This is a genomic window from Azospirillum himalayense (assembly GCF_042657465.1).
GTDB lineage: Bacteria > Pseudomonadota > Alphaproteobacteria > Azospirillales > Azospirillaceae > Azospirillum > Azospirillum himalayense.
Genome location: NZ_JBHSLC010000120.1, coordinates 23,402 through 42,788, shown reverse-complemented (window position 1 = coordinate 42,788; position 19,387 = coordinate 23,402). Strand labels below are relative to the sequence as shown.

The following is a 19,387-nucleotide window of genomic DNA, read 5'->3' as shown; positions in this document are numbered from 1 at the left end:
GACTCCGTCAGCAGAATTGGACATCGAAACAGCGTCCCTCTGCGTCACGCCTTGTAGGCGAGACGCAGACCACCCCAATGGCGCCCGCGCACGATGATCGGGGCGTCCACCTCCTTGAGGCGCACGATCTGCCCACCGCCCATGTCGCGGTGGTAGGCCTGCAGCAGGAACGGCCGCGTGTTCCGCGCCGCGCTCAACCCGGCCCGGTCGGCGAAGATTCGGCGGTTGCGGCTGTTGGCCGTATTCCAGACGGTGTCGCCTGGCCGCTGGGCCTGTGAGCAGCGGTTGTTGTGCGTGGGCAGATAGCCGATCGTGTTGACCGCAGCGCAGAACTGCACCCTTTGGTCGAAGGCCAGAACCGGTTCCTGCACGGCCGGGAACAGCCGGTCGGTCACCGTCAGGAAGGGGGCTGTGAATTGCTCCGGCTCGCTGCCGGGAATGGTGACCAAGTCGGTGGAGAACAGATCCGCCTCGCTGATCTCGCCGCGATGCACGCTGTCTTCGAACGCCCGCGACAAGGCCTCCGCGGTCTCCTGAGCCTTTTCGATGAAACGCGCGTCATTGGCCACCAGCGCGTCGTAGAAGGCTTCCAGCCGGCCGGCCAGCGCCGCGTCATAGCTTTCGAAGGCGAGGTGCAGACCGAGGTCGCTGGCGCCGGCGACGACGCAAAACACCTCGCCGACGTTTTGGATCGCCACACCGACGCGCCTCTGCTCGGGCAGGGCCGGGAGCGGCCCGGGATCGATCAGCATGCCGTTCAGGGACAGGTCCAGCATGGTGGTGGGATGCGGCGCGCCGGCGATGTTCACCGACACCGGGACGTCGCACGGAATGCGATCGGAGATGCGGCGGTCGCCGGCCACCGACTGGCGGAGCGCAATGACCAAGCGGCGTTTCAGGTCGGAAACGGCGGTGCGCGTGTCCGTCATGCGTCGGCTGACGTCGGTGGCGGTTCCGTTGATCTCGTCCGCCTGATCGCGGATGCGCAGGACGCTGGACGACACCTGGGAGGCACCCTGGGCCGAACTGGCGGCGTTGCGCCCGATCTCCGCATTGGCGGCGGCCTGCTCCTCAACCGCGGCGGCGGTGGCGGTGGCAGCCTCGTCGATCTCCTCGATCACTCGGATCACCATCTGGATGGAGGAGACGCTGCCTTCCACCGCCTGCTGCAGTTGGGCGATCTGGCGGGCGATGTCGCCGGTGGCGCGCGCCGTCTGTCCGGCCAGCGACTTGACCTCGCCGGCCACCACGGCGAATCCCTTGCCGGCCTCACCCGCACGGGCCGCCTCGATGGTGGCGTTCAGAGCCAGTAGGTTGGTCTGGCCGGCGATGTCGTTGATCAGCTTGGCGACTTTGCCGATTTCCTCGGTCGCCACCTCCATCCGGGTGATGGCCTCGGCGGAGTCGCGCGCGCGACGGACGGCGCGCTGGGCCACCTCGCTGGACCGCACCGCCTGCCGGGCGATCTCGCGGCCGGCGGCGGTCAATTCCTCCGTTGCGGCGGCGACGCCCGAGGCGTTGGTGCTTGCCTGCTCCGACGCGGTTGCCACGACGATCGTGTTCTCGCCCACCACACTCAGCGCCGCCATCAGGTTGCCGATGCCGTCATCGGCCCGCTGGGCCGCCTGCTCGACCCTGACCCACGTGGCGTCGAGATCGCTTTCGATGGCCATGCAGGTTTCCAAAAGCGCGGTTCGTGTGGCCGCCTTGCCGCGCTCCTCAATCTCTTGCCGTTCATGCAGGCTGTAGGCGACCTTGGCCTTCATGGCCCGCAATTCCGAACCGATGCGATGGAACTCCGCCACGCCGGAGAGGGGAACGGGCGTGATGAAGTCATTGCGTGCGATCCGTTCGAAGCTGTCCTCGAGAAGGTGCAGGGGGTGGCGCATGGCTCTCAACAGCAGCAGGCCCATGGCGACCGCGGCGATTGTTCCGGCAACGATCATGAGCAGGATTTCGGTGACGTTCCGGTTGAAGGCGGATACGGCACCATCATACTCCTCCTTGGCGACGCGGATCTGGAGGGCGAGCAGCGCACGGTTGACCTCGACGGCGGCATGGAACGACGGGAGGAGCTTCGCGCCCAGATGGGATTCCAGCCGCAGGGCGTCTCCGGCTTTCGCCATGTCCAGGGCGGGCAGCAAGGCCTCGCGCACGAAGACGCCGCGCCGCTCCTGGAACTGGTCGGCCAGCTGCTTTTCTTCCGGGGTCAGATAGGTTGCCAGATACTCCTTCCAGAGCGTGTCGACGCGTTCCTTGTTGGCGAGGATGCGGCGTATCCGCTCCTCGACCACCTTGGCTTCGCTGCCGTCGCGCGCGTCGATGATGAGAAGGGTGGTTTCCTGGATGTCGGCGCGCATCAGGTCCAGGATGTCGCCGAGTTGAACCGCCGGCACCGTGCGGTCCTCGTAGACCGTCTTCAGGACGGCGTTGGAACCCTCCATGCCGTACAGCCCAACACCGCCCGCGAACGCGATGATGAGAATCAGCATTCCGACGAGCAGCGTCAGGCGTCCGGCGATGCTGCGGACCCCGTCCGCCAGCCGCGGCCCGAACCCCCGGTGAACCAGAGCGCCCTCGTGCAGTCCCAGTCGCGGAGCCCGCTCCTCGCGGATGGCGGCGTAGGCGGCCTCGGCCTCGGCGATTTCTGCCCGGCTTGGCTTGGAGCGTATGGAGATGTAGCCGGTGACCTGTCCGTTCTCCACGACCGGGGTGACGTTGGCGCGGACCCAATAAAAATCGCCGCGCTTCGTCCGGTTCTTCACCAGCCCTTCCCAGGGCCGGCCGGACTTGATCGTGGCCCAGAGATTGGCAAAGGCCTCCTTCGGCATGTGGGGATGGCGGACGATGTTGTGAGGGGCGCCAATCAGTTCCTCTTCATCGAAGCCGCTGATCTCGACAAAGGCCTTGTTGACGAAAGTGATCCGGCCGCTGGGGTCGGTGCGCGACACCAACGGTACCCCCTCCTGCAACTCGACCTCGGTGTCGGTAATCGGCTCGTTGATGCGCATGGACCACCTGTTTGGGACGTTTTCTCCATCTCCGCGCCATGCGACTTATCGACGTTCGAGCCATATAAGAACAACCAAAGGATCAAGGTTGTGGCTGGCATCGCTGCAGAGAGTTTGCCGATCCAAGCAACAGATATGCCAAAGACGGGCGAAGCGACGGCCCAGGAAGTTCGACGAGAGAATCATTCCTCCAATAGGCATGCGGAAGCACGCATTGCATTATGCATTTGCAACCTCCGACCCGTTCGCAAAATGGGAATTGCTATGACGCCTGGTCCGGCGGAGCACTGTCGCGTCGAGCTGTGCGGGAAAAGGCCTCTCGCAGCCGGTGCCGTTGGGCTGTGACCGAAGGAAGACAAACCCCCGTCCCGGCTTTTCACATAAACCGTCCGAAAGCGGCACGGCTTGTCGCGGCCCGCAACCTCTGGCACTGTTGAGGGGAACACGCCGTCACCGGATCGCTCGGAGGCTCTTTCTCCAGTCTAGGAAGTAAATACGGCGCTTCGTATCATTTCCTTATCAAGCCATTGATTCGTAACGCATCACAGCTCGATCTGGGCGGCGGTGATGACGCTTTGAGCGATGTCGGCGATGCGGCGGCCCTGCTTCATGGCGGCCTTGCGCAGGGCGTTGTAGGCCGCCTCCTCCGTCAAGGACTTCTGCTGCATCAGGATGCCCTTCGCCCGCTCGATCAGCTTGCGGTCGGCGAGCTGGGTGCGCGCCTCGTCGCGTTCGCGTTTCAGCGTTTCAAAAGCAGCGAATCTGGCCAGCGCGGTTTCCAGGATGGGCCGCACGCGGGCGGGATGCAGCCCGTCGATGACGAAGGCGGCCACCCCGGCTTCCGCCGCCTGCGCCGCGGCCCCCGACGGGGCTTTGTCGGCGAACAGGACGACGGCGCAGGCTCCCGACCGGGCTAGCCGGAAGACGCCGTCCAGCGCCGCAGGGTCCGATGTTTCCAAAACAGCGACGACCGCGTCCGGCGCCAGTGCGGCGACACGGGCCGGCAGATCGGCGACGCCATGGAGAACGGCGATCCGGTCGGCGCCCCTTGCCCCGGCCAAGCCGTCCTCCACCGGCCGCGTGGCGTCGGCGTCGGGGCCGGCCACCAGAATGGTCAGGGGTTTGTTCGCCATGGCCGCTCCGCCCTCCCCTCACGCCGCCCACTTCACACCGCCCATCTCACGCCGCTTTCACCGTCCCGTGGTGCCCGCCTTCCAGGAAGTTCAGCAACTCCTCCCGGTAGGCGTAGTAGCGGGGATGCTCCAGCAGGGCCTGCCGGGTGCGGGGGTGGGGGATGTCCACCTCCAGGACGTGGCCGATGCGGGCGTTCGGCCCGTTGGACATCATCACCACACGGTCGGCCAGCAGGATCGCCTCGTCAACGTCGTGGGTGACGCAGATGGCGGTGACCTGGGTGCGCGCCCACACCTCCATCAGCACCTCCTGAAGCTCCCAACGGGTCAGGCTGTCCAGCATGCCGAAGGGCTCGTCCAGCAGCAGCAGCTTCGGCGACAAGGCGAAGGCCCGCGCGATGCCGACGCGCTGCTTCATGCCGTTGGACAGCTCCGCCGCTTTCTTGTGCATGGCATCGCCCAGCCCGACGCGCGACAGGTAGTAGCGGGCGATGTCGTTGCGCTCCCCCCGGCCGGCCTGCGGGTAGACGCGGTCCACCCCCAGCATGACGTTCTCCAGCGCGGTCAGCCAGGGGAACAGGCTGGGCGCCTGGAAAACCACCGCGCGATCGGGGCCGGCGCCGACGACCTCCTTGCCGTCCAGAACGATGCCGCCGCTGGAGACGTCGGCCAGCCCGGCGACCATCGACAGCACCGTGGACTTGCCGCAGCCCGAATGGCCGATCAGGGAGATGAACTCCCCCTTGCGCATCTTCAGGTCGAAGCCGTCCACCACGGTCAGCGGTCCCTTCGGCGTGGCGAAGGTCTTGGTGACCCGGCTGAACTCCACATAGCGGTCGTCGGACAGGCCGCCGGCTTGCCCGGCCAGATAAGCCTTGGGCGGCGGTGCGGCGGTGATCGGCGTCGCCGCCGGCAGGGTCAGGGTCTCGTCCACCGCGGCGGCGGCGCGGCTGGCCCCGGCCTCCATCAGCCAGGCCGTGACCTCGGCGCGCAGGCGCTTGAAGTCCGGGTCGTGGTTCACGGCGGTGCGGTCGCGCGGGCGCGGAAGGTCCACCGCGAAGGCGGGGCCGAGCGTCGCCCCCGGACCGGGCGTCAGCGGAATGATGCGGTCGGCCAGCAGGATCGCCTCGTCCACGTCGTTGGTGATGAGGACGACGGTCTTGCGGTCCTTGCGCCAGATCGCCTCGATCTCGTCCTGGAGCTTGGCGCGGGTCAGCGCGTCCAGCGCCGACAGCGGCTCGTCCAGCAGCAGCATCTCCGGGCTCATGGCGAGCGCACGGGCGAAGCCGACGCGCTGGCGCATGCCGCCCGACAGCTCCTTGGGGCGGCGGTCGGTGGCGTGGCCCAGCCCCACCGTCTCCACCGCCCGGCGGGTCAGCACGCCGCGCTCCGCCGTGGCCTTGCCCTTGTGCACGGCGTCCACGGCCAGCGCCACGTTGTCCTTCACGCTCAGCCAGGGCATCAGCGAGTAGTTCTGGAACACGACGCCGCGCTCCGCCCCCGGCCCGCGCACCGGCGCGCCGCGGAACAGCACCTCGCCCGCGTCGGGGGCGGCCAGCCCGCCCATCAGGTTGACCAGCGTGGTCTTGCCGGCGCCGGAGAAGCCGACGATGGCGACGAACTCCCCCTCCGCGATGGACAGGTCGATTCCGCGCAGCACCTCGGTCCCGCCGTAGGACTTCGCGACGCTCTTCAGCTCAAGGATGGCCATGCTCGGGGACTCCTCAGCGGGTGCCGGTGTGGGAAACGGCGGCCTGGAAGGCCAGCATGACGCGGTCGAGCAGGAAGCCGATCAGGCCGATGGTGAAGACCGCCACCATGATGCGGGCAAGCGAGGAGGAGGAGCCGTTCTGGAACTCGTCCCACACGAACTTGCCGAGGCCGGGGTTCTGGGCCAGCATCTCCGCCGCGATCAGCACCATCCAGCCCACGCCCAGCGACAGCCGCAGGCCGGTGAAGATGTAGGGCAGCGCCGAGGGCAGCACGAGCCGGCGCACCATCGTCGGGCCGGAGAGCTGCAGCACCTTGCCCACATTCATCAGGTCCTTGTCGATGGAGGACACGCCGACCGCCGTGTTGATCAGCGTCGGCCACAGCGAGCAGAGCGTGACCGTGATGGCGGAGGTCAGGAAGGACTTCTCGAAGGTCGGGTTGTCGCTCGACACGGTGGCGCTGACCACCATGGTGACCAGCGGCAGCCAGGCCAGCGGCGACACCGGCTTGAAGATCTGGATCAGCGGGTTCATCGCCGCGTTGACCGTGCGCGACAGGCCGCAGGCCACCCCCAGCGGCACCGCCACCAGCGCGCCGAGCAGGAAGCCGGTGAAGACGGTCTTCAGGCTGGTGACGATCTGGTCCAGATAGGTCGGCTTGCCGGCGTAGGGGCGGGTCTTCACCTCGGCCGCCGGGTCCTTCGCCAGCAGCTCGGCGTTGCGCTTGGCCTGCCGGTCGTAGAAGGCGGCCTCCTTGGCGCGTTCGGCCTGATGGTCGGCGTGCAGGACGCCCACCTGCTCCCACACCTGGGCCGGGCCGGGGATGGCGCCCAGGCTGGTGTTCACCTGCGGCGCCAGCCACGCCCAGGCGGCGAGGAACAGCATCAGGGCGGTCAGCGGCACGCCCATCTGCTGCCACAGCTCCTGCCCCTGCTGGCGCGGGCTGTCCCCGGCGGCCATGCGCAGCAGCGGGCTGAGCCAGCCGAGCCCGACGATTTGCAGGGCGGCGGCGGCGCGGTTCAGGGTCTGGGCGAGGCGGGCCTTGCGCCGGGCGCGCAGCGCCTCGGCGGAGGAGAGGGTGGAGGCTTCGGTCACGCTGGTCATGGGGTGATCTTTCTGTTTGGCGCGGGGCGCCGCGGCCCCCACCCCGGCCCTCCCCCGCTGGGCGGGAGAGGGAGGCAGTCCCCTCCCCTGCAAAGCGGGGGAGGGTTAGGGTGGGGGCCCGTCGCGACCACGGCGCGAGTATCGGAAGTCCGCAGTCTCAACCGCCGACCAGCTGCCCGCCCTGCAGCGCCTGCCCGCCCTTCAGGCCGATGGGCAGCTTCGTCAGGTACTCGTTGGGCTTGCGGCCGTCGTAGGCGATGCCGTCGATGAAGCCCTCGTCCAGCGGCTTGTAGCCGTCGCTGGCCCAGGGGAAATCGGCCTCCTTGGCCTTGCCCTCCTCCACCAGCAGCCGCGCGGCCTTCAGGTAGATCTCCGGCTTGTAGACCTTGCGGGCGGTCTCGTCGTACCAGGAGTCCGGCTTGGCCTCGGCGATCTGGCCCCAGCGGCGCATCTGCGTCAGGTACCAGACGGCGTCGGAATAGAAGGGATAGGTGGCGTTGTAGCGGAAGAAGACGTTGAAGTCGGGAACCGCCCGCTTGTCGCCCTTCTCATACTCGAAGGTGCCGGTCATCGAGTTGGCGATGACCTTGGCGTCGGCCCCCACATACTCCGACTTCGCCAGGATCTTCACCGCCTCGGCGCGGTTGGCGTTGTCGTTCTCGTCCAGCCACATGGCCGCGCGGATCAGCGCCTTGACCAGCGCCAGATGAGTCTTGGGGTTCTTGGCGGCCCAGCCCTCGGTGACGCCGAAAACCTTCTCCGGGTTGTTCTTCCAGATCTCGGTGTCGGTGATGACCGGCACGCCGATGCCCTTCATCACCGCCTGCTGGTTCCACGGCTCGCCGACGCTGTAGCCGAAGATGGTCCCGGCCTCCAGCGTCGCCGGCATCTGCGGCGGCGGAGTGACCGACAGCAGCGCGTCGGCCTGGATCTGGCCCGACACGTCGTTGGGCGCGTAGTAGCCGGGGTTGATGCCGCCGGCGGCCAGCCAGTAGCGAAGCTCGTAATTGTGGGTGGAGACGGGGAAGACCATGCCCATGGTGAAGGGCTTGCCCTCCGCCCGGTACTGGGCGATGACCGGCTTCAGCGCGTCGGCCTTGATCGGGTGCAGCGGCTTGCCGTCCGGCCCCTTGGGCAGGTTGGGCTTCATCCGCTCCCACACCTCGTTGGACAGGGTGATGCCGTTGCCGTTGAGGTCCATCGAGAAGGCGGTCACCACGTTGGCCTGGGTGCCGAAGCCGATGGTGGCGCCCAGCGGCTGGCCGGCCAGCATGTGGGCGCCGTCCAGTTCCCCGGAGATGACGCGGTCGAGCAGCACCTTCCAGTTGGCCTGCGGCTCCAGCGTCACCGACAGGCCCTCGTCCTCGAAGAAGCCCTTCTCCGCGGCGATGGCGAGCGGGGCCATGTCGGTCAGCTTGATGAAGCCCAGCTTGAGCTGGTCCTTCTCCACGTCGAGCGGAGCGGCCTGGGCGGACCCGAGCGTCAGCGCCAGCGTGGCGGCGGCGGACAGCAGGGCGGTGCGGGGGGAGGCGGGAAATCGGGTCACGTCGGTCGCTCCATCTCTCGTTCCGGAACCCCGCGGCACGCCCGACCTCGATCCAACGCCCCACCGGCGACGCGCCGTTGAGGGCTCTCCAGCCATGAAGGGCTGTCGAACCGGGTCAGCGACGGTGCCGAGGGGCCCAACCTTGGGCGTATGGGATGGACGCACCGCCGTTGGCGCGTCCCGCCGTTCCTCTCGCAAGGATCATGCCAAAGGCTGAATGATCTTCCAAACAGAGCCAAAGGTCTTTATTTCTGCGGCTTTGACGCGAATTGCCCATTGTTTGTGCTAGTACCTTGGTGATGCCGCATTGCACAATTTGTTGGCTTTCGGACCGCTTTTTGGTCGATGCAGGACAAAAGCGCGTGTTTTGGTACCGACGCTCCCGTCATCGACCAGCGGCGGCGAAGCCCTGCAAATGGCGGAAATCCGCCATTCCGGTCCCTTTCTCATACCTTAGTGCCGGTGTTGGCACGCGGCTTGCCAGAAGGACGGGCAGATCAGGGCCAGGGCAACGGCGCCATGGCCGGTTCGACGGCGAACCACCCGGACAACGGCGTCCGAAACCCTGGGAATCCCGCGGGAGTCCCCAGGGCTTCGGGCGCCTTTTTCTTTTCGGCCTCGCGGCCTCGCAAGAGGGCACACAGCATGAGCACGCACACCAATCCACCGACTCCGCGCGAAAGGCTGGTCGTCGTCGGCAACGGCATGGCCGGCATCCGCACGCTGGAGGAGCTGCTGGCCAAGGCGCCGGACCGTTACGACATCACCGTCTTCGGTGCCGAGCCGCACCCCAACTACAACCGCATCATGCTCTCCCCCGTGCTGGCCGGGGAGAAGACCTTCGAGCAGATTGTGCTGAACGGGCGCGACTGGTACGAGGCCAACGGAATCAAGCTGTTGACCGGCGACCGGGTGGAGGTGATCGACCGGGAGAACCGCACCGTCACGGCCATTTCCGGCCTGACTGTTGCCTACGACAAGCTGCTGATCGCCACCGGCTCCACCCCCGTCATCATCCCGGTGCCCGGCTCGACCCTGCCCGGCGTCGTCGGCTTCCGCGACCTCGCCGATGTTGACACGATGCTGGAGGCGGCGGCAAAGGGCGGGCGCGCCGTGGTCATCGGCGGCGGCCTGCTCGGGCTGGAGGCCGCCAACGGATTGAAGGTCAAGGGCATGGACGTCACGGTCCTGCACCTGATGGACACGCTGATGGAACGGCAGCTCGACCGCTCCGCCGGGGCGCTGCTGCGGCACGAGCTGGAGCGCCGGGGCATCACCGTGCTGACCGGCGCCGACACTGCTGAAATCGTAGGCAATGAGCGCGTTTCTGCGGTTCGCCTGAAAAATGGGCAGGAGCTTCCCGCCGATCTGGTGGTCATGGCCGTGGGCATCCGCCCGAACATGGCGCTGGGCAAGGCGGCGGGGCTGGCCTGCGGGCGCGGCATCCAAGTGGACGACGCCATGACCACCTCCGACCCGGCAATCCTGTCGGTCGGAGAGTGCGTGGAGCATCGCGGCCAGACCTACGGCCTCGTCGCCCCGCTGTTCGAGATGGCCAAGGTCGCCGCCGCCCGGCTGGCCGGCGGTACGGAGGCCGCCTACACCGGCTCCGTCACCTCGACCAAGCTGAAGGTGACGGGGGTGGACGTCTTCTCGGCCGGCGACTTCACCGGCGGCAAGGACTGCGAGGACATCGTGTTCCGCGACGCCGCCCGCGGCGTCTACAAGCGCGTGGTGGTCAAGGAGAACCGCATCCTCGGCGCCGTTCTCTACGGCGACACCAAGGATGGCGGCTGGTACTTCCAGATGCTGAAGGACGGGACCGAAGTGGCGCCGGTCCGCGACACCCTGATCTTCGGCCAGGGGTTCGGGGCGGAGGGCGCCGCAAACCCTAAGGCCGCCGTTGCGGCGCTCCCCGACAGTGCGGAGATCTGCGGCTGCAACGGCGTGTGCAAGGGCACCATCGTCACGGCGATCACCGAGAAGGGCCTGTCCAACCTGGATGAGGTGAGGGCTCATACCAAAGCCTCGGCCTCCTGCGGAAGCTGCACCGGTCAGGTGGAGCAGCTCCTGGCCCTGACGCTGGGCGACGGCTACGCGGGCGAGGCGAAGGCCAAGCCGATGTGCAAATGCACCGACCGCACCCACGACGAGGTGCGCCGGGCCATCACCGCGCTGGAACTGAAATCCATCCCCGACGTGATGCAGCGGCTGGAATGGCGCACGCCCGACGGCTGCCACCATTGCCGTCCGGCGCTGAACTATTACCTGCTGTGCGAATGGCCGGGCGAGTACAAGGACGACAGCCGGTCCCGCTACATCAACGAGCGCGTCCACGCCAACATCCAGAAGGACGGCACCTACTCCGTCGTCCCGCGCATGTGGGGCGGGCTGACCAGCGCGCAGGAGCTGCGCGCCATCGCCGACGTGGTGGACAAGTTCGCCATTCCCACGGTGAAGGTCACCGGCGGCCAGCGCATCGACCTGTTCGGCGTGAAGAAGGAGGATCTGCCCGCGGTATGGGCGGACCTGAACGCCGCCGGCATGGTGTCCGGCCACGCCTACGCCAAGGGGCTGCGCACGGTGAAGACCTGCGTCGGGTCGGAATGGTGCCGCTTCGGCACGCAGGACAGCACGGGCCTGGGCGTCAAGCTGGAGCGGATGACCTGGGGCACCTGGACCCCGCACAAGGTGAAGCTGGCCGTCTCCGGCTGCCCGCGCAATTGCGCGGAGGCCACCATCAAGGACCTCGGCGTCGTCTGCGTGGACAGCGGCTACGAGCTGCATGTCGGCGGCAACGGCGGCATGCATGTCCGGGCCTGCGACCTGCTGGTGAAGGTGGAGACCGAGGCGGAGGTGCTGGAATACACCGGCGCCTACATGCAGCTCTACCGCGAGGAGGCCCGCTATCTGGAGCGCACCGCCCCGTGGGTCGAGCGCGTCGGGCTGGAGTACATCAAGCGCCGGCTGGTCGATGATGCCGAGGGCCGCGCGGCGCTCAACGCCCGCTTCCTCTTCTCCCAGAGCTTTTCGCAGGACGATCCGTGGGCCGAGCGGGCCAACGGGTCGGTGGACCGTCACGAATTCGCGCCGCTCGCTCAGGTGGGGTAACGAGACATGGATCAGAGCATTTCCTGGATCACCGTCGGCTCGGTCGAGGACATTCCCCGCCAGGGGTCCCGCGTGGTGCGGACCGACTTCGGCGACATCGCCCTGTTCCGCACCGTGGCGGACGAGGTCTACGCGCTGGAGGACCGCTGCCCGCACGCCGGCGGCCCGCTGTCGCAGGGCATCGTCCATGGAGCGCGGGTGACCTGCCCGCTGCACAGCTGGGTGATCGACCTCGCCAGCGGCGAAGCGGTCGGCCCCGACGAGGGCTGCGCCGGCCATTGCCCGGTGCGGGTGGTGGACGGCGCGGTGCAGCTCGGGCTGGCGGCTTTCCGTCCCGGACGCGGAGGGTGCGGCCATGGGTGACGCTGATAGCCCCTCTCCCGCCCCGGGAGAGGGAGGGACCCACGCGCCAGCGTGGGAGGGTGAGGGTGCTGCCGAGGACCAGCGCCTTGATCCTCGCACGACCCTCACCCGCCCGCTGCGCGGGCACCCTCTCCCGAGGCGGGAGAGGGAAATGGGAGGGTACATGGTCCGCACCACCTGCCCTTACTGCGGCGTCGGCTGCGGCGTCCTGGCCTCCGTCTCCGCCGACGGCGCCGTCACCGTCTCCGGCGATCCCGACCACCCGGCCAACCGGGGGAAGCTCTGCTCCAAGGGCACTAACCTGCCCGACACGCTGGGCCTCGGCGAGCGGCTGCTCCACCCGCAGGTGGACGGGCGGCGCGTTGCCTGGGACGAGGCGATCGCGGAAGTCGCAACGCGCCTGTCCGACACCATCGCGAAGTACGGGCCGGACTCGGTCGCCTTCTACGTCTCCGGCCAGTTGCTGACCGAGGACTATTACGCCGTCAACAAGCTGGCGAAGGGCTTCCTCGGCACCGCCAACATCGACACCAACTCGCGCCTCTGCATGGCCTCCAGCGTAGCGGGCCACAAGCGCGGCTTCGGCGCCGACGCGGTGCCGGTGACCTACGAGGATCTGGACGAGGCCGATTTGGTCCTGTTGGTCGGCTCCAACCTCGCCTGGTGCCACCCGATCCTGAACCAGCGGCTTTTGGCGGCCAAGCGGACGCGCGGTACCCGCATCGTCGTCATCGACCCGCGCCGCACCGCCTCGGTGGACGGGGCAGACCGGCACCTGCCCATCCGACCCGGCACCGACGCCCTGCTGTTCAACGGGCTGCTCGTCCATCTTGCCGACCACGGCCTGATCGACGCCCGCTTCGTCGCGGAGCACACCGCCGGTCTGGCCAAGGCGCTGGAGGCGGCGCGTGCCGACGCGCCCTCCCCCGCCCATGTCGCCGCCCGCTGCGGTGTGCCGCGGGCCGAGATCGAGGCCTTCTACGCTGAAGTCGCAACGGTCCGCCGCACCGTCACCGTCTACTCCCAGGGGGTGAACCAGTCCTCGCAGGGGACGGACACGGTCAACGCCATCCTGAACGTCCATTTCCTGACCGGGCGGATCGGCGCGCCGGGCATGGGTCCCTTCTCGGTCACCGGCCAGCCCAACGCCATGGGCGGACGCGAGGTCGGCGGGCTCGCCAACCAACTTGCCGCGCACATGGGGTTCGAGCCGGAGTCGGTGGACCGGCTGCGCCGCTTCTGGAACGCGCCGCGCGTGGCCGACAAGCCCGGCCTGAAGGCGGTGGACCTGTTCCGCGCCGTGGAGGCAGGCACGGTCCGCGCCGTCTGGGTGATGGCGACCAACCCGGCGGTCAGCATGCCCGACGCCGCCCGCGTCCGCCGCGCGCTGGCCAAATGCGAGACGGTGATCGTGTCGGACTGCATCGCCGACACCGACACGGCGCGGCTGGCCCACATCCGTCTGCCCGCCGCGGGCTGGAGCGAGAAGGACGGCACCGTCACCAATTCCGACCGGACGATCTCCCGCCAGCGGGCCTTCCGTCCCCTGGCGGGCGAGGCGCGGCCCGACTGGTGGATCGTCACCCAGGTCGCCCGCGCGATGGGCTTCGCCGACGCCTTCCCCTTCGAGACGCCCGCCGACCTGTTCCGCGAGCACGCCGCCCTCTCCGCCTTCGAGAACGACGGCACGCGCGCCTTCGACATCGGCGGCCTTGCCGGGCTGTCCGACGCTGAATTTGAAACGCTCGCTCCCGCCCCCTGGCCGCGGCGGGTCGGCGAGGGTCCGACGCGCCGTCTCTACACCGACGGGCGCTTCTTCACCGAGGACGGCCGGGCGCGCTTCGTCCCGGTCATCTCCCGCCCCCTGCCCCGCTCCGTGGAGCCGGGTTCGCTGATGTTGAACACCGGCCGCCTGCGCGACCAATGGCACACCATGACGCGCACCGGCCTGTCGCCGCGCCTCTCCGCCCACGCGCCGGAACCCTGCCTGGACCTCCACCCGCAGGACGCGGCGGCGCGCGGCTTGACGGACGGCGCCCTGGTCAGCCTCTCGACCCCTGTCGGCACGGCGCTGGCCCGGCTGCGCGTGACCGAGGCGCAGCGGGTGGGGGAGGCCTTCCTGCCCATGCACTGGACCGACCGCTTCGCCGCCTCCTGCGTCGTCGGGCGGCTGGTGGACGACATGGCCGTGGACCCGGTGTCGGGCCAGCCCGACCTGAAGCGGATGCCGGTGACGGTCGTCCCCTACCCCACCGCCTGGACCGGCTTCCTGATCGCTCGGACCCCGGTGGAGCCCACCCATGGCGGCTACTGGTCCCGCCGCGTCGTCCCCGGCGGCCACTTGATTGAGCTGGCCGGCGAGGGTGCCCTGCCCGCCCCCGACGCGCTGGCGTTCGGCTTCGCCGGGGCGACGGTCGATTACAGCGACGCCGCCCGCGGCATGCTGCGCCGCGCCTGGGTGACCCACGACCGGCTGGAGGCCTGCCTGTTCCTGTCCACCTCCGGCGGTTTGCCGAGCCGGGGCTGGCTGGTCGACCTGCTGTCGGCGGAGGCGCTGGACGCATCCGCCCGCCGCGCCCTGCTCTCCGGCCGCTCGCCGGTTCCCACGATGGACGAGGGGCGGACGGTCTGTTCCTGCTTCGGCGTCGGCGTCAACCGCCTGATCGCCGCCATCCAAAGCCAAGGCCTGACCACGGTCCAGGAGGTCGGAACGGCCCTGCGGGCCGGGACCAACTGCGGCTCCTGCATTCCCGAACTCAAGGAGATCCTTGCCGATGCCCAGCGCTGCCATGTGGCTTGACGGTCTTGTCTCCCGGTCCGGGGGCAAGCGTTTCAACTTCATCGTCGCCTTGCGCGCCGCGCTGGGATCGGCGCTGCGTCCGCGCACGGCCCGCCGCGTCGCCCGGGCCATCCCGCAGGCAGGCACGCGGACGCCCCACGTGATGCTGGTCGGCGCCGGGCCGGGGGACCCCGACCTGCTGACCGTCGCGGCGGCGCGGGCGATTTCGCAGGCCGAAGTGATCCTCTACGACCACCTCGTCGGGCCGGGCATCCTCGCCCTGGCGCAGCCGGGGGCGGAGCTGATCTGCGTCGGCAAGCGGTCTGGCCAGCATTCCCACTCGCAGGAGGCCATCAACGCCCTGATCGCGGCGCAGGCTCGCACCGGGCGGCGCACCGTCCGGCTGAAGGGCGGCGACCCGATGATCTTCGGCCGGGCCGGCGAGGAGATCGAGCATCTGGAGCGTGTCGGAATCAGCGTGTCGGTCATCCCTGGAATCACCGCGGCGCTTGGCTGCGCGTCCAGCGCCGGCCTGTCGCTGACCAAGCGCGGCGTGTCGCGCGCCGTCACCTTCGTCACCGCCCACGCCCGCGAGGGCGATGCGACCGAGCCGGACTGGGCGCGGCTGGCCGACCCCAAGGGCACGCTGGCGATCTACATGGGCCGCGAGGCCGCCCGCCGCGTCGGGCGCGGCCTGACCGCCGGCGGCCTGTCCCCCGACACGCCGGTGCTGGCGGTGGAGAACGGTTGCCGCCCCGACGAGCGCCACCACCGGACGACGCTGGGCGCCATGGCCGAGCGGGGCGTGGCGGCGGGCGACGGCCCGACGCTGCTTCTGATCGGCTGGGCGCTAGAGGACCGGGCGCTATATGAGCGGGCGGCGCACGCCGGTGATGCCCTCCGCGCGGGCGGCCACGTCGGCCAGGGGTTCGGTCACGACTGACATGGTGAAGACGGTGGCGTGCAGCAGCGTGGCGCCGTCCAGCATGATGCCGACATGGCCGGGGAAGAACACGATGTCGCCACGGCGGTAATCGACCCCCTGCCCGTCTGTGGACAGCATCGGCCCCAGCCGGTCGTCGTTGCGCTGCATCCCGCTGCTGTGGTGGGTGGTGATCCCCGCCGCCCTCAGCGCCACCTGGACGAGGCCGGAACAGTCGATGCCGAAGGCGCTCCGCCCGCCCCAGACATAGGGCGTTTCCAGGAAGCGCAGCGCCGTTTCCACCGGAACGCGGTCCAGCGGCACGTTCACCGGCTCCAGCCGCTTGTCGAAGGTCCAGAGCCCGTTGTCCAGCCGGACCCAGCCGCTATCCGCTTGCTCCGCCACGGTCACCAGACTGCCGAAGCTCAGCGCCGCCACGGGCACCGCCTTGTGGGTGGGCGCCGGATGCAGGTTTGCCACGCGCCCGGACACGCGGTGCGTCGGGGCGACCGGCTCCGTCAGGTCCGTGCCGGGAGGAAGCCAGCCGACATGCCCGTCGGTGCGGTTTTCCACCTTCACCCAGTCGCCATCCTGGTCGAGCGGCGTACATGTCTCACCGAACAGCATCTCGCTGGTTTGCGGGACACCGTGCCTCGGCTGTTCCAGAAGAACGGCCTGCGGGGCGGCGAGCCGGCGGATCGGAGTGGTCTGTGCATCGGTCATGCCGGTCACGCTAGAGCCCGCCCCGCTGGAATGCAAGCCAGAGGACCGTTCCGGACAATCCTCCGGCGAACAGGGATTTGCTATGGATTTGACGCTTTTCGACAGGAGAGTGCGATGGGCAACCGTGTGAGGCGTCTGGGGCTCGCGGCGGCGGCAGGAACATGTCTGCTGGCCGGTATAGCCGCCGCACAGACGACCCCCCAGGCGGCCATCCCCCAGGCCGCCACCAGCGGTCCCCTGCGGCTCGTGCCGCAGCCCATTCCCTCTCCGGCTCCTTCTCCGGCGGTGGAGCAGCCCCCTGCCCCGCCGGTCCCCGTTCCATCGCAGCCGTCCCCGGCGGCCACGGTGGTCCGGCCGGGTCAGCCCGTGGCCAACCCTGCGCCCATCCCGCAGCCCGCCGCGAGCGCTGACCCGGCCCAAATCCATCCGCCCACGCCGCGCCCCCAACCGACCGACGGGGTCGCGGCGGTGCGCGCCTTCTATGACGCCTTGGGGCAGGCGGACGCCGCGCGGGCCAACACCTACGTCATTCCCGAGAAGCGAGGCAGCGGGGCTTACGACATCGCGTCCATGACCCGCTTCTACGGCAACATGAGCGTTCCCGTCCGCCTGCTGGCCGCGGAGCCCATTGGCCGGGACGCCGTGCGCGTGCGCTACCACTATGTCCATGTGAGCGGCCGCGCCTGCGACGGCGTCGCCGAGGTCGCTCTGGCCGAGCGCGACGGGTTGGCACTGATCGAACGCATCAAGGCGCTCAACGACTGCTGAGCCTCATTCCCTCTCCCCTCTGGGGAGAGGGTGGCGCCGCATGCGCCGGGTGAGGGTAAGGCCGAGAATGGGGCGCTGGTCCTTGCCGGTACCCTCACCCTTCCCACGCTGGCGCGTGGGCCCCTTCCCTCTCCCGGGGCGGGAGAGGGGGTGTATGGCTACCTTACCCGTCCCGTCGGCTTGCCGGCCTTGGCCGGCGCCCGGCGGCCCTTGCCGGCCTGCTGGGTGTAGAAGGTCTTGCCGGGCTTCGGCTTCTCCGCCTTGCCCACGCCCCCCGTCGTCTGCCAAGCCGGAACGAGCTGGTGCTCGCCCGGTCCGATCAGGTCGCTGCGGCCCATCGCCTTCAGCGCGTCGCGCAGCACCGGCCAGTTCTCCGGGTCGTGGTAGCGCAGGAAGGCCTTGTGCAGGCGGCGCTGCTTCAGCCCCTTGGCGGAGAACACCGTCTCCGAACCCTCGCGGCGGATCGGGCGCAGCGGGTTGCGGTCGCTGTGGTACATTGCCGTGGCGAGCGCCATGGGGGAGGGCAAATAGGTCTGCACCTGATCGGCCTTGAACCCGTTCCGCTTCAGCCACAAGGCGAGGTTCATCATGTCCTCGTCGCTGGTGCCGGGGTGGGCGGCGATGAAGTAGGGGATCAGGTAGAGCTTCTTGCCCGCCGCCTTGGCCGCCTTCTCGAACATCTCCTTGAAGCGGTCGTAGGTGCCGATTCCCGGCTTCATCATCTTGGAAAGCGGGCCGGGCTCGGTGTGCTCCGGCGCGATCTTCAGGTAACCGCCGACATGGTGGGTCACCAGCTCCTTCACATACTCCGGGCTGCGGACGGCGAGGTCGTAGCGCAGGCCCGAGGCGATGTTGATCTTCTTCACGCCGGGGATGGCGCGCGCCTTGCGGTAGAGCTGGATCAGGTCGCTGTGGTCGGTGTTCAGGTTCTTGCAGATGTCCGGGAAGACGCAGGACGGGCGGCGGCAGACCTTCTCGATCTCCGGGTCCTTGCAGGCCATGCGGTACATGTTGGCGGTCGGCCCGCCCATGTCGGAGATGACGCCGGTGAAGCCCTTCACCTTGTCGCGGATCTCCTCGATCTCCTTGAGGATCGACCCCTCCGACCGGCTCTGGATGATGCGCCCCTCATGCTCGGTGATCGAGCAGAAGGAACAGCCGCCAAAGCAGCCGCGCATGATGTTCACCGAGAAGCGGATCATCTCCCAGGCCGGGATGCGCGCGTCGCCGTAGGACGGGTGGGGTGCCCGGGCGTAGGGCAGCCCGTAGACCCCGTCCATCTCCGCCGTGGTCAGCGGGATCGGCGGCGTGGTCAGCCAGACCTCGCGGTCGCCGTGCCGCTGCACCAGCGCACGGGCGTTGCCGGGGTTGCTCTCCTGGTGCAGCACGCGCGACGCGTGGGCGTAGAGCACCTTGTCGGCGCTGACCTGCTCGAAGGAGGGCAGGCGGACCACGGTGCGGTCGGCCCCGGCTGCGCGCGGGGCGGCGGGGGTCAGCTCGTCGATGCTGCTGCTGTCGATAACGGTCCAGCCGTCCGGCACGCAGCTGCGGACGATGGAGGTGCCGCGGACGTCGTCGATCTCCCGCGCCTTCTCCCCGGCGGCGATGCGGTGGGCGACGTCGATGATCGCGCGCTCCGCGTTGCCGTAGCACAGGATGTCCGCCTTGGAGTCCACGAGGATGGAGCGGCGGACCTTCTCGCTCCAATGATCGTACTGGGCGATGCGGCGGAGGCTCGCCTCGATGCCGCCGAGCACGATGGGCACGTCCTTGTAGGCTTCGCGGCAGCGCTGGCTGTAGACGATCACCGCGCGATCGGGCCGCTTGCCGCCCTCGTCGTTGGGGGTGTAGCTGTCGTTGTGACGCAGGCGGCGGTCCGAGGTGTAGTGGTTCACCATCGAGTCCATGTTGCCGCCGGTCACCCCGAAGAACAGGTTCGGCTTGCCCAGCGCCTTGAACGGCTCGGCGCTGCTCCAGTCCGGCTGGGCAATGATGCCGACGCGGAAGCCCTGCGCCTCCAGCAGCCGCCCGATGATCGCCATGCCGAAGCTGGGATGGTCGACATAGGCGTCGCCCGTCACCACCACGATGTCGCAGAAATCCCAGCCCAGCCGGTCCATCTCCGCCCGCGTCATCGGCAGGAAGGGCGCCGGCCGCCGGGCCTCCGTCCGGTGCCGGGGGAGGGAGAAGATGTCCCGCGCCGCCGGAACGGCGA

At 69.0% G+C, this 19,387-nt stretch carries 12 protein-coding genes; 5 read left to right on the top strand and 7 right to left on the bottom strand.

The window, feature by feature from the left end; translation table 11 throughout:
• Window positions 1-44 precede the first annotated feature (44 nt).
• From ACFPMG_RS34225 to ACFPMG_RS34205, 5 genes are all read right to left on the bottom strand, one after another.
• Complete coding sequence (locus ACFPMG_RS34225; RefSeq protein WP_377000511.1) at window positions 45-3,011, bottom strand: methyl-accepting chemotaxis protein; 2,967 nt, start codon at window positions 3,009-3,011, stop codon at window positions 45-47.
• Window positions 3,012-3,553: 542 nt separating this feature from the next.
• Window positions 3,554-4,144, bottom strand: a complete 591-nt coding sequence (locus tag ACFPMG_RS34220) for an ANTAR domain-containing response regulator (RefSeq protein WP_377000509.1) — start codon at window positions 4,142-4,144, stop codon at window positions 3,554-3,556.
• A gap of 46 nt (window positions 4,145-4,190) precedes the next feature.
• Window positions 4,191-5,855, bottom strand: a complete 1,665-nt coding sequence (locus ACFPMG_RS34215) for an ABC transporter ATP-binding protein (protein WP_377000507.1) — start codon at window positions 5,853-5,855, stop codon at window positions 4,191-4,193.
• Between the two features lie 13 nt (window positions 5,856-5,868).
• Window positions 5,869-6,960: an ABC transporter permease gene (locus ACFPMG_RS34210; RefSeq protein ID WP_377000505.1), complete on the bottom strand. Its 1,092-nt coding sequence runs from the start codon at window positions 6,958-6,960 to the stop codon at window positions 5,869-5,871.
• A 157-nt stretch (window positions 6,961-7,117) separates the two neighbouring features.
• Window positions 7,118-8,506 carry a CmpA/NrtA family ABC transporter substrate-binding protein gene (locus tag ACFPMG_RS34205; protein WP_377000503.1) on the bottom strand — a complete coding sequence of 463 codons (1,389 nt, stop codon included), beginning with the start codon at window positions 8,504-8,506 and terminating at the stop codon, window positions 7,118-7,120.
• Window positions 8,507-9,151: 645 nt separating this feature from the next.
• Here ACFPMG_RS34205 and nirB point away from each other — a divergent pair.
• From nirB to cobA, 4 genes are all read left to right on the top strand, one after another.
• On the top strand, window positions 9,152-11,617 hold the full coding sequence (gene nirB, locus ACFPMG_RS34200) for a nitrite reductase large subunit NirB (RefSeq protein ID WP_377000501.1): 2,466 nt from the start codon (window positions 9,152-9,154) through the stop codon (window positions 11,615-11,617).
• A gap of 6 nt (window positions 11,618-11,623) precedes the next feature.
• On the top strand, window positions 11,624-11,980 hold the full coding sequence (nirD, locus tag ACFPMG_RS34195) for a nitrite reductase small subunit NirD (RefSeq protein ID WP_035677835.1): 357 nt from the start codon (window positions 11,624-11,626) through the stop codon (window positions 11,978-11,980).
• Window positions 11,981-12,143: 163 nt separating this feature from the next.
• Window positions 12,144-14,780, top strand: coding sequence for a molybdopterin-dependent oxidoreductase (locus tag ACFPMG_RS34190; protein ID WP_377000498.1), 2,637 nt, complete (start codon window positions 12,144-12,146; stop codon window positions 14,778-14,780).
• Window positions 14,755-15,702, top strand: coding sequence for a uroporphyrinogen-III C-methyltransferase (cobA, locus tag ACFPMG_RS34185; RefSeq protein ID WP_417281726.1), 948 nt, complete (start codon window positions 14,755-14,757; stop codon window positions 15,700-15,702). The genes ACFPMG_RS34190 and cobA overlap by 26 nt, the downstream gene beginning before the upstream one ends.
• On the opposite strand, the gene ACFPMG_RS34180 is transcribed toward cobA, so the two are convergent.
• On the bottom strand, window positions 15,625-16,404 hold the full coding sequence (locus ACFPMG_RS34180; RefSeq protein ID WP_377000494.1) for a C40 family peptidase: 780 nt from the start codon (window positions 16,402-16,404) through the stop codon (window positions 15,625-15,627). The genes cobA and ACFPMG_RS34180 overlap by 78 nt on opposite strands.
• A 114-nt stretch (window positions 16,405-16,518) precedes the next feature.
• Between ACFPMG_RS34180 and ACFPMG_RS34175 the strand changes: the two genes are divergently transcribed.
• Window positions 16,519-17,172: a hypothetical protein gene (locus tag ACFPMG_RS34175; RefSeq protein ID WP_377000492.1), complete on the top strand. Its 654-nt coding sequence runs from the start codon at window positions 16,519-16,521 to the stop codon at window positions 17,170-17,172.
• Between the two features lie 158 nt (window positions 17,173-17,330).
• Here ACFPMG_RS34175 and ACFPMG_RS34170 read toward each other — a convergent pair whose 3' ends face one another.
• Window positions 17,331-19,307, bottom strand: a complete 1,977-nt coding sequence (locus ACFPMG_RS34170) for a YgiQ family radical SAM protein (RefSeq protein WP_377000522.1) — start codon at window positions 19,305-19,307, stop codon at window positions 17,331-17,333.
• Between the last annotated feature and the right edge of the window lie 80 nt (window positions 19,308-19,387).

Excerpts from the sequence above, each read along its gene's own strand:
- ACFPMG_RS34220 (WP_377000509.1), bottom strand. The coding sequence starts at position 4,144 with ATGGCGAACAAACCCCTGACCATTCTGGTGGCCGGCCCCGACGCCGAC.
- nirD (WP_035677835.1), top strand. The coding sequence starts at position 11,624 with ATGGATCAGAGCATTTCCTGGATCACCGTCGGCTCGGTCGAGGACATT.
- ACFPMG_RS34210 (WP_377000505.1), bottom strand. The coding sequence starts at position 6,960 with ATGACCAGCGTGACCGAAGCCTCCACCCTCTCCTCCGCCGAGGCGCTG.
- nirB (WP_377000501.1), top strand. The coding sequence starts at position 9,152 with ATGAGCACGCACACCAATCCACCGACTCCGCGCGAAAGGCTGGTCGTC.
- ACFPMG_RS34190 (WP_377000498.1), top strand. The coding sequence starts at position 12,144 with ATGGTCCGCACCACCTGCCCTTACTGCGGCGTCGGCTGCGGCGTCCTG.
- ACFPMG_RS34180 (WP_377000494.1), bottom strand. The coding sequence starts at position 16,404 with ATGACCGATGCACAGACCACTCCGATCCGCCGGCTCGCCGCCCCGCAG.
- ACFPMG_RS34215 (WP_377000507.1), bottom strand. The coding sequence starts at position 5,855 with ATGGCCATCCTTGAGCTGAAGAGCGTCGCGAAGTCCTACGGCGGGACC.
- ACFPMG_RS34225 (WP_377000511.1), bottom strand. The coding sequence starts at position 3,011 with ATGCGCATCAACGAGCCGATTACCGACACCGAGGTCGAGTTGCAGGAG.
- ACFPMG_RS34175 (WP_377000492.1), top strand. The coding sequence starts at position 16,519 with ATGGGCAACCGTGTGAGGCGTCTGGGGCTCGCGGCGGCGGCAGGAACA.
- cobA (WP_417281726.1), top strand. The coding sequence starts at position 14,755 with ATGCCCAGCGCTGCCATGTGGCTTGACGGTCTTGTCTCCCGGTCCGGG.
- ACFPMG_RS34170 (WP_377000522.1), bottom strand. The coding sequence starts at position 19,307 with ATGACGCGGGCGGAGATGGACCGGCTGGGCTGGGATTTCTGCGACATC.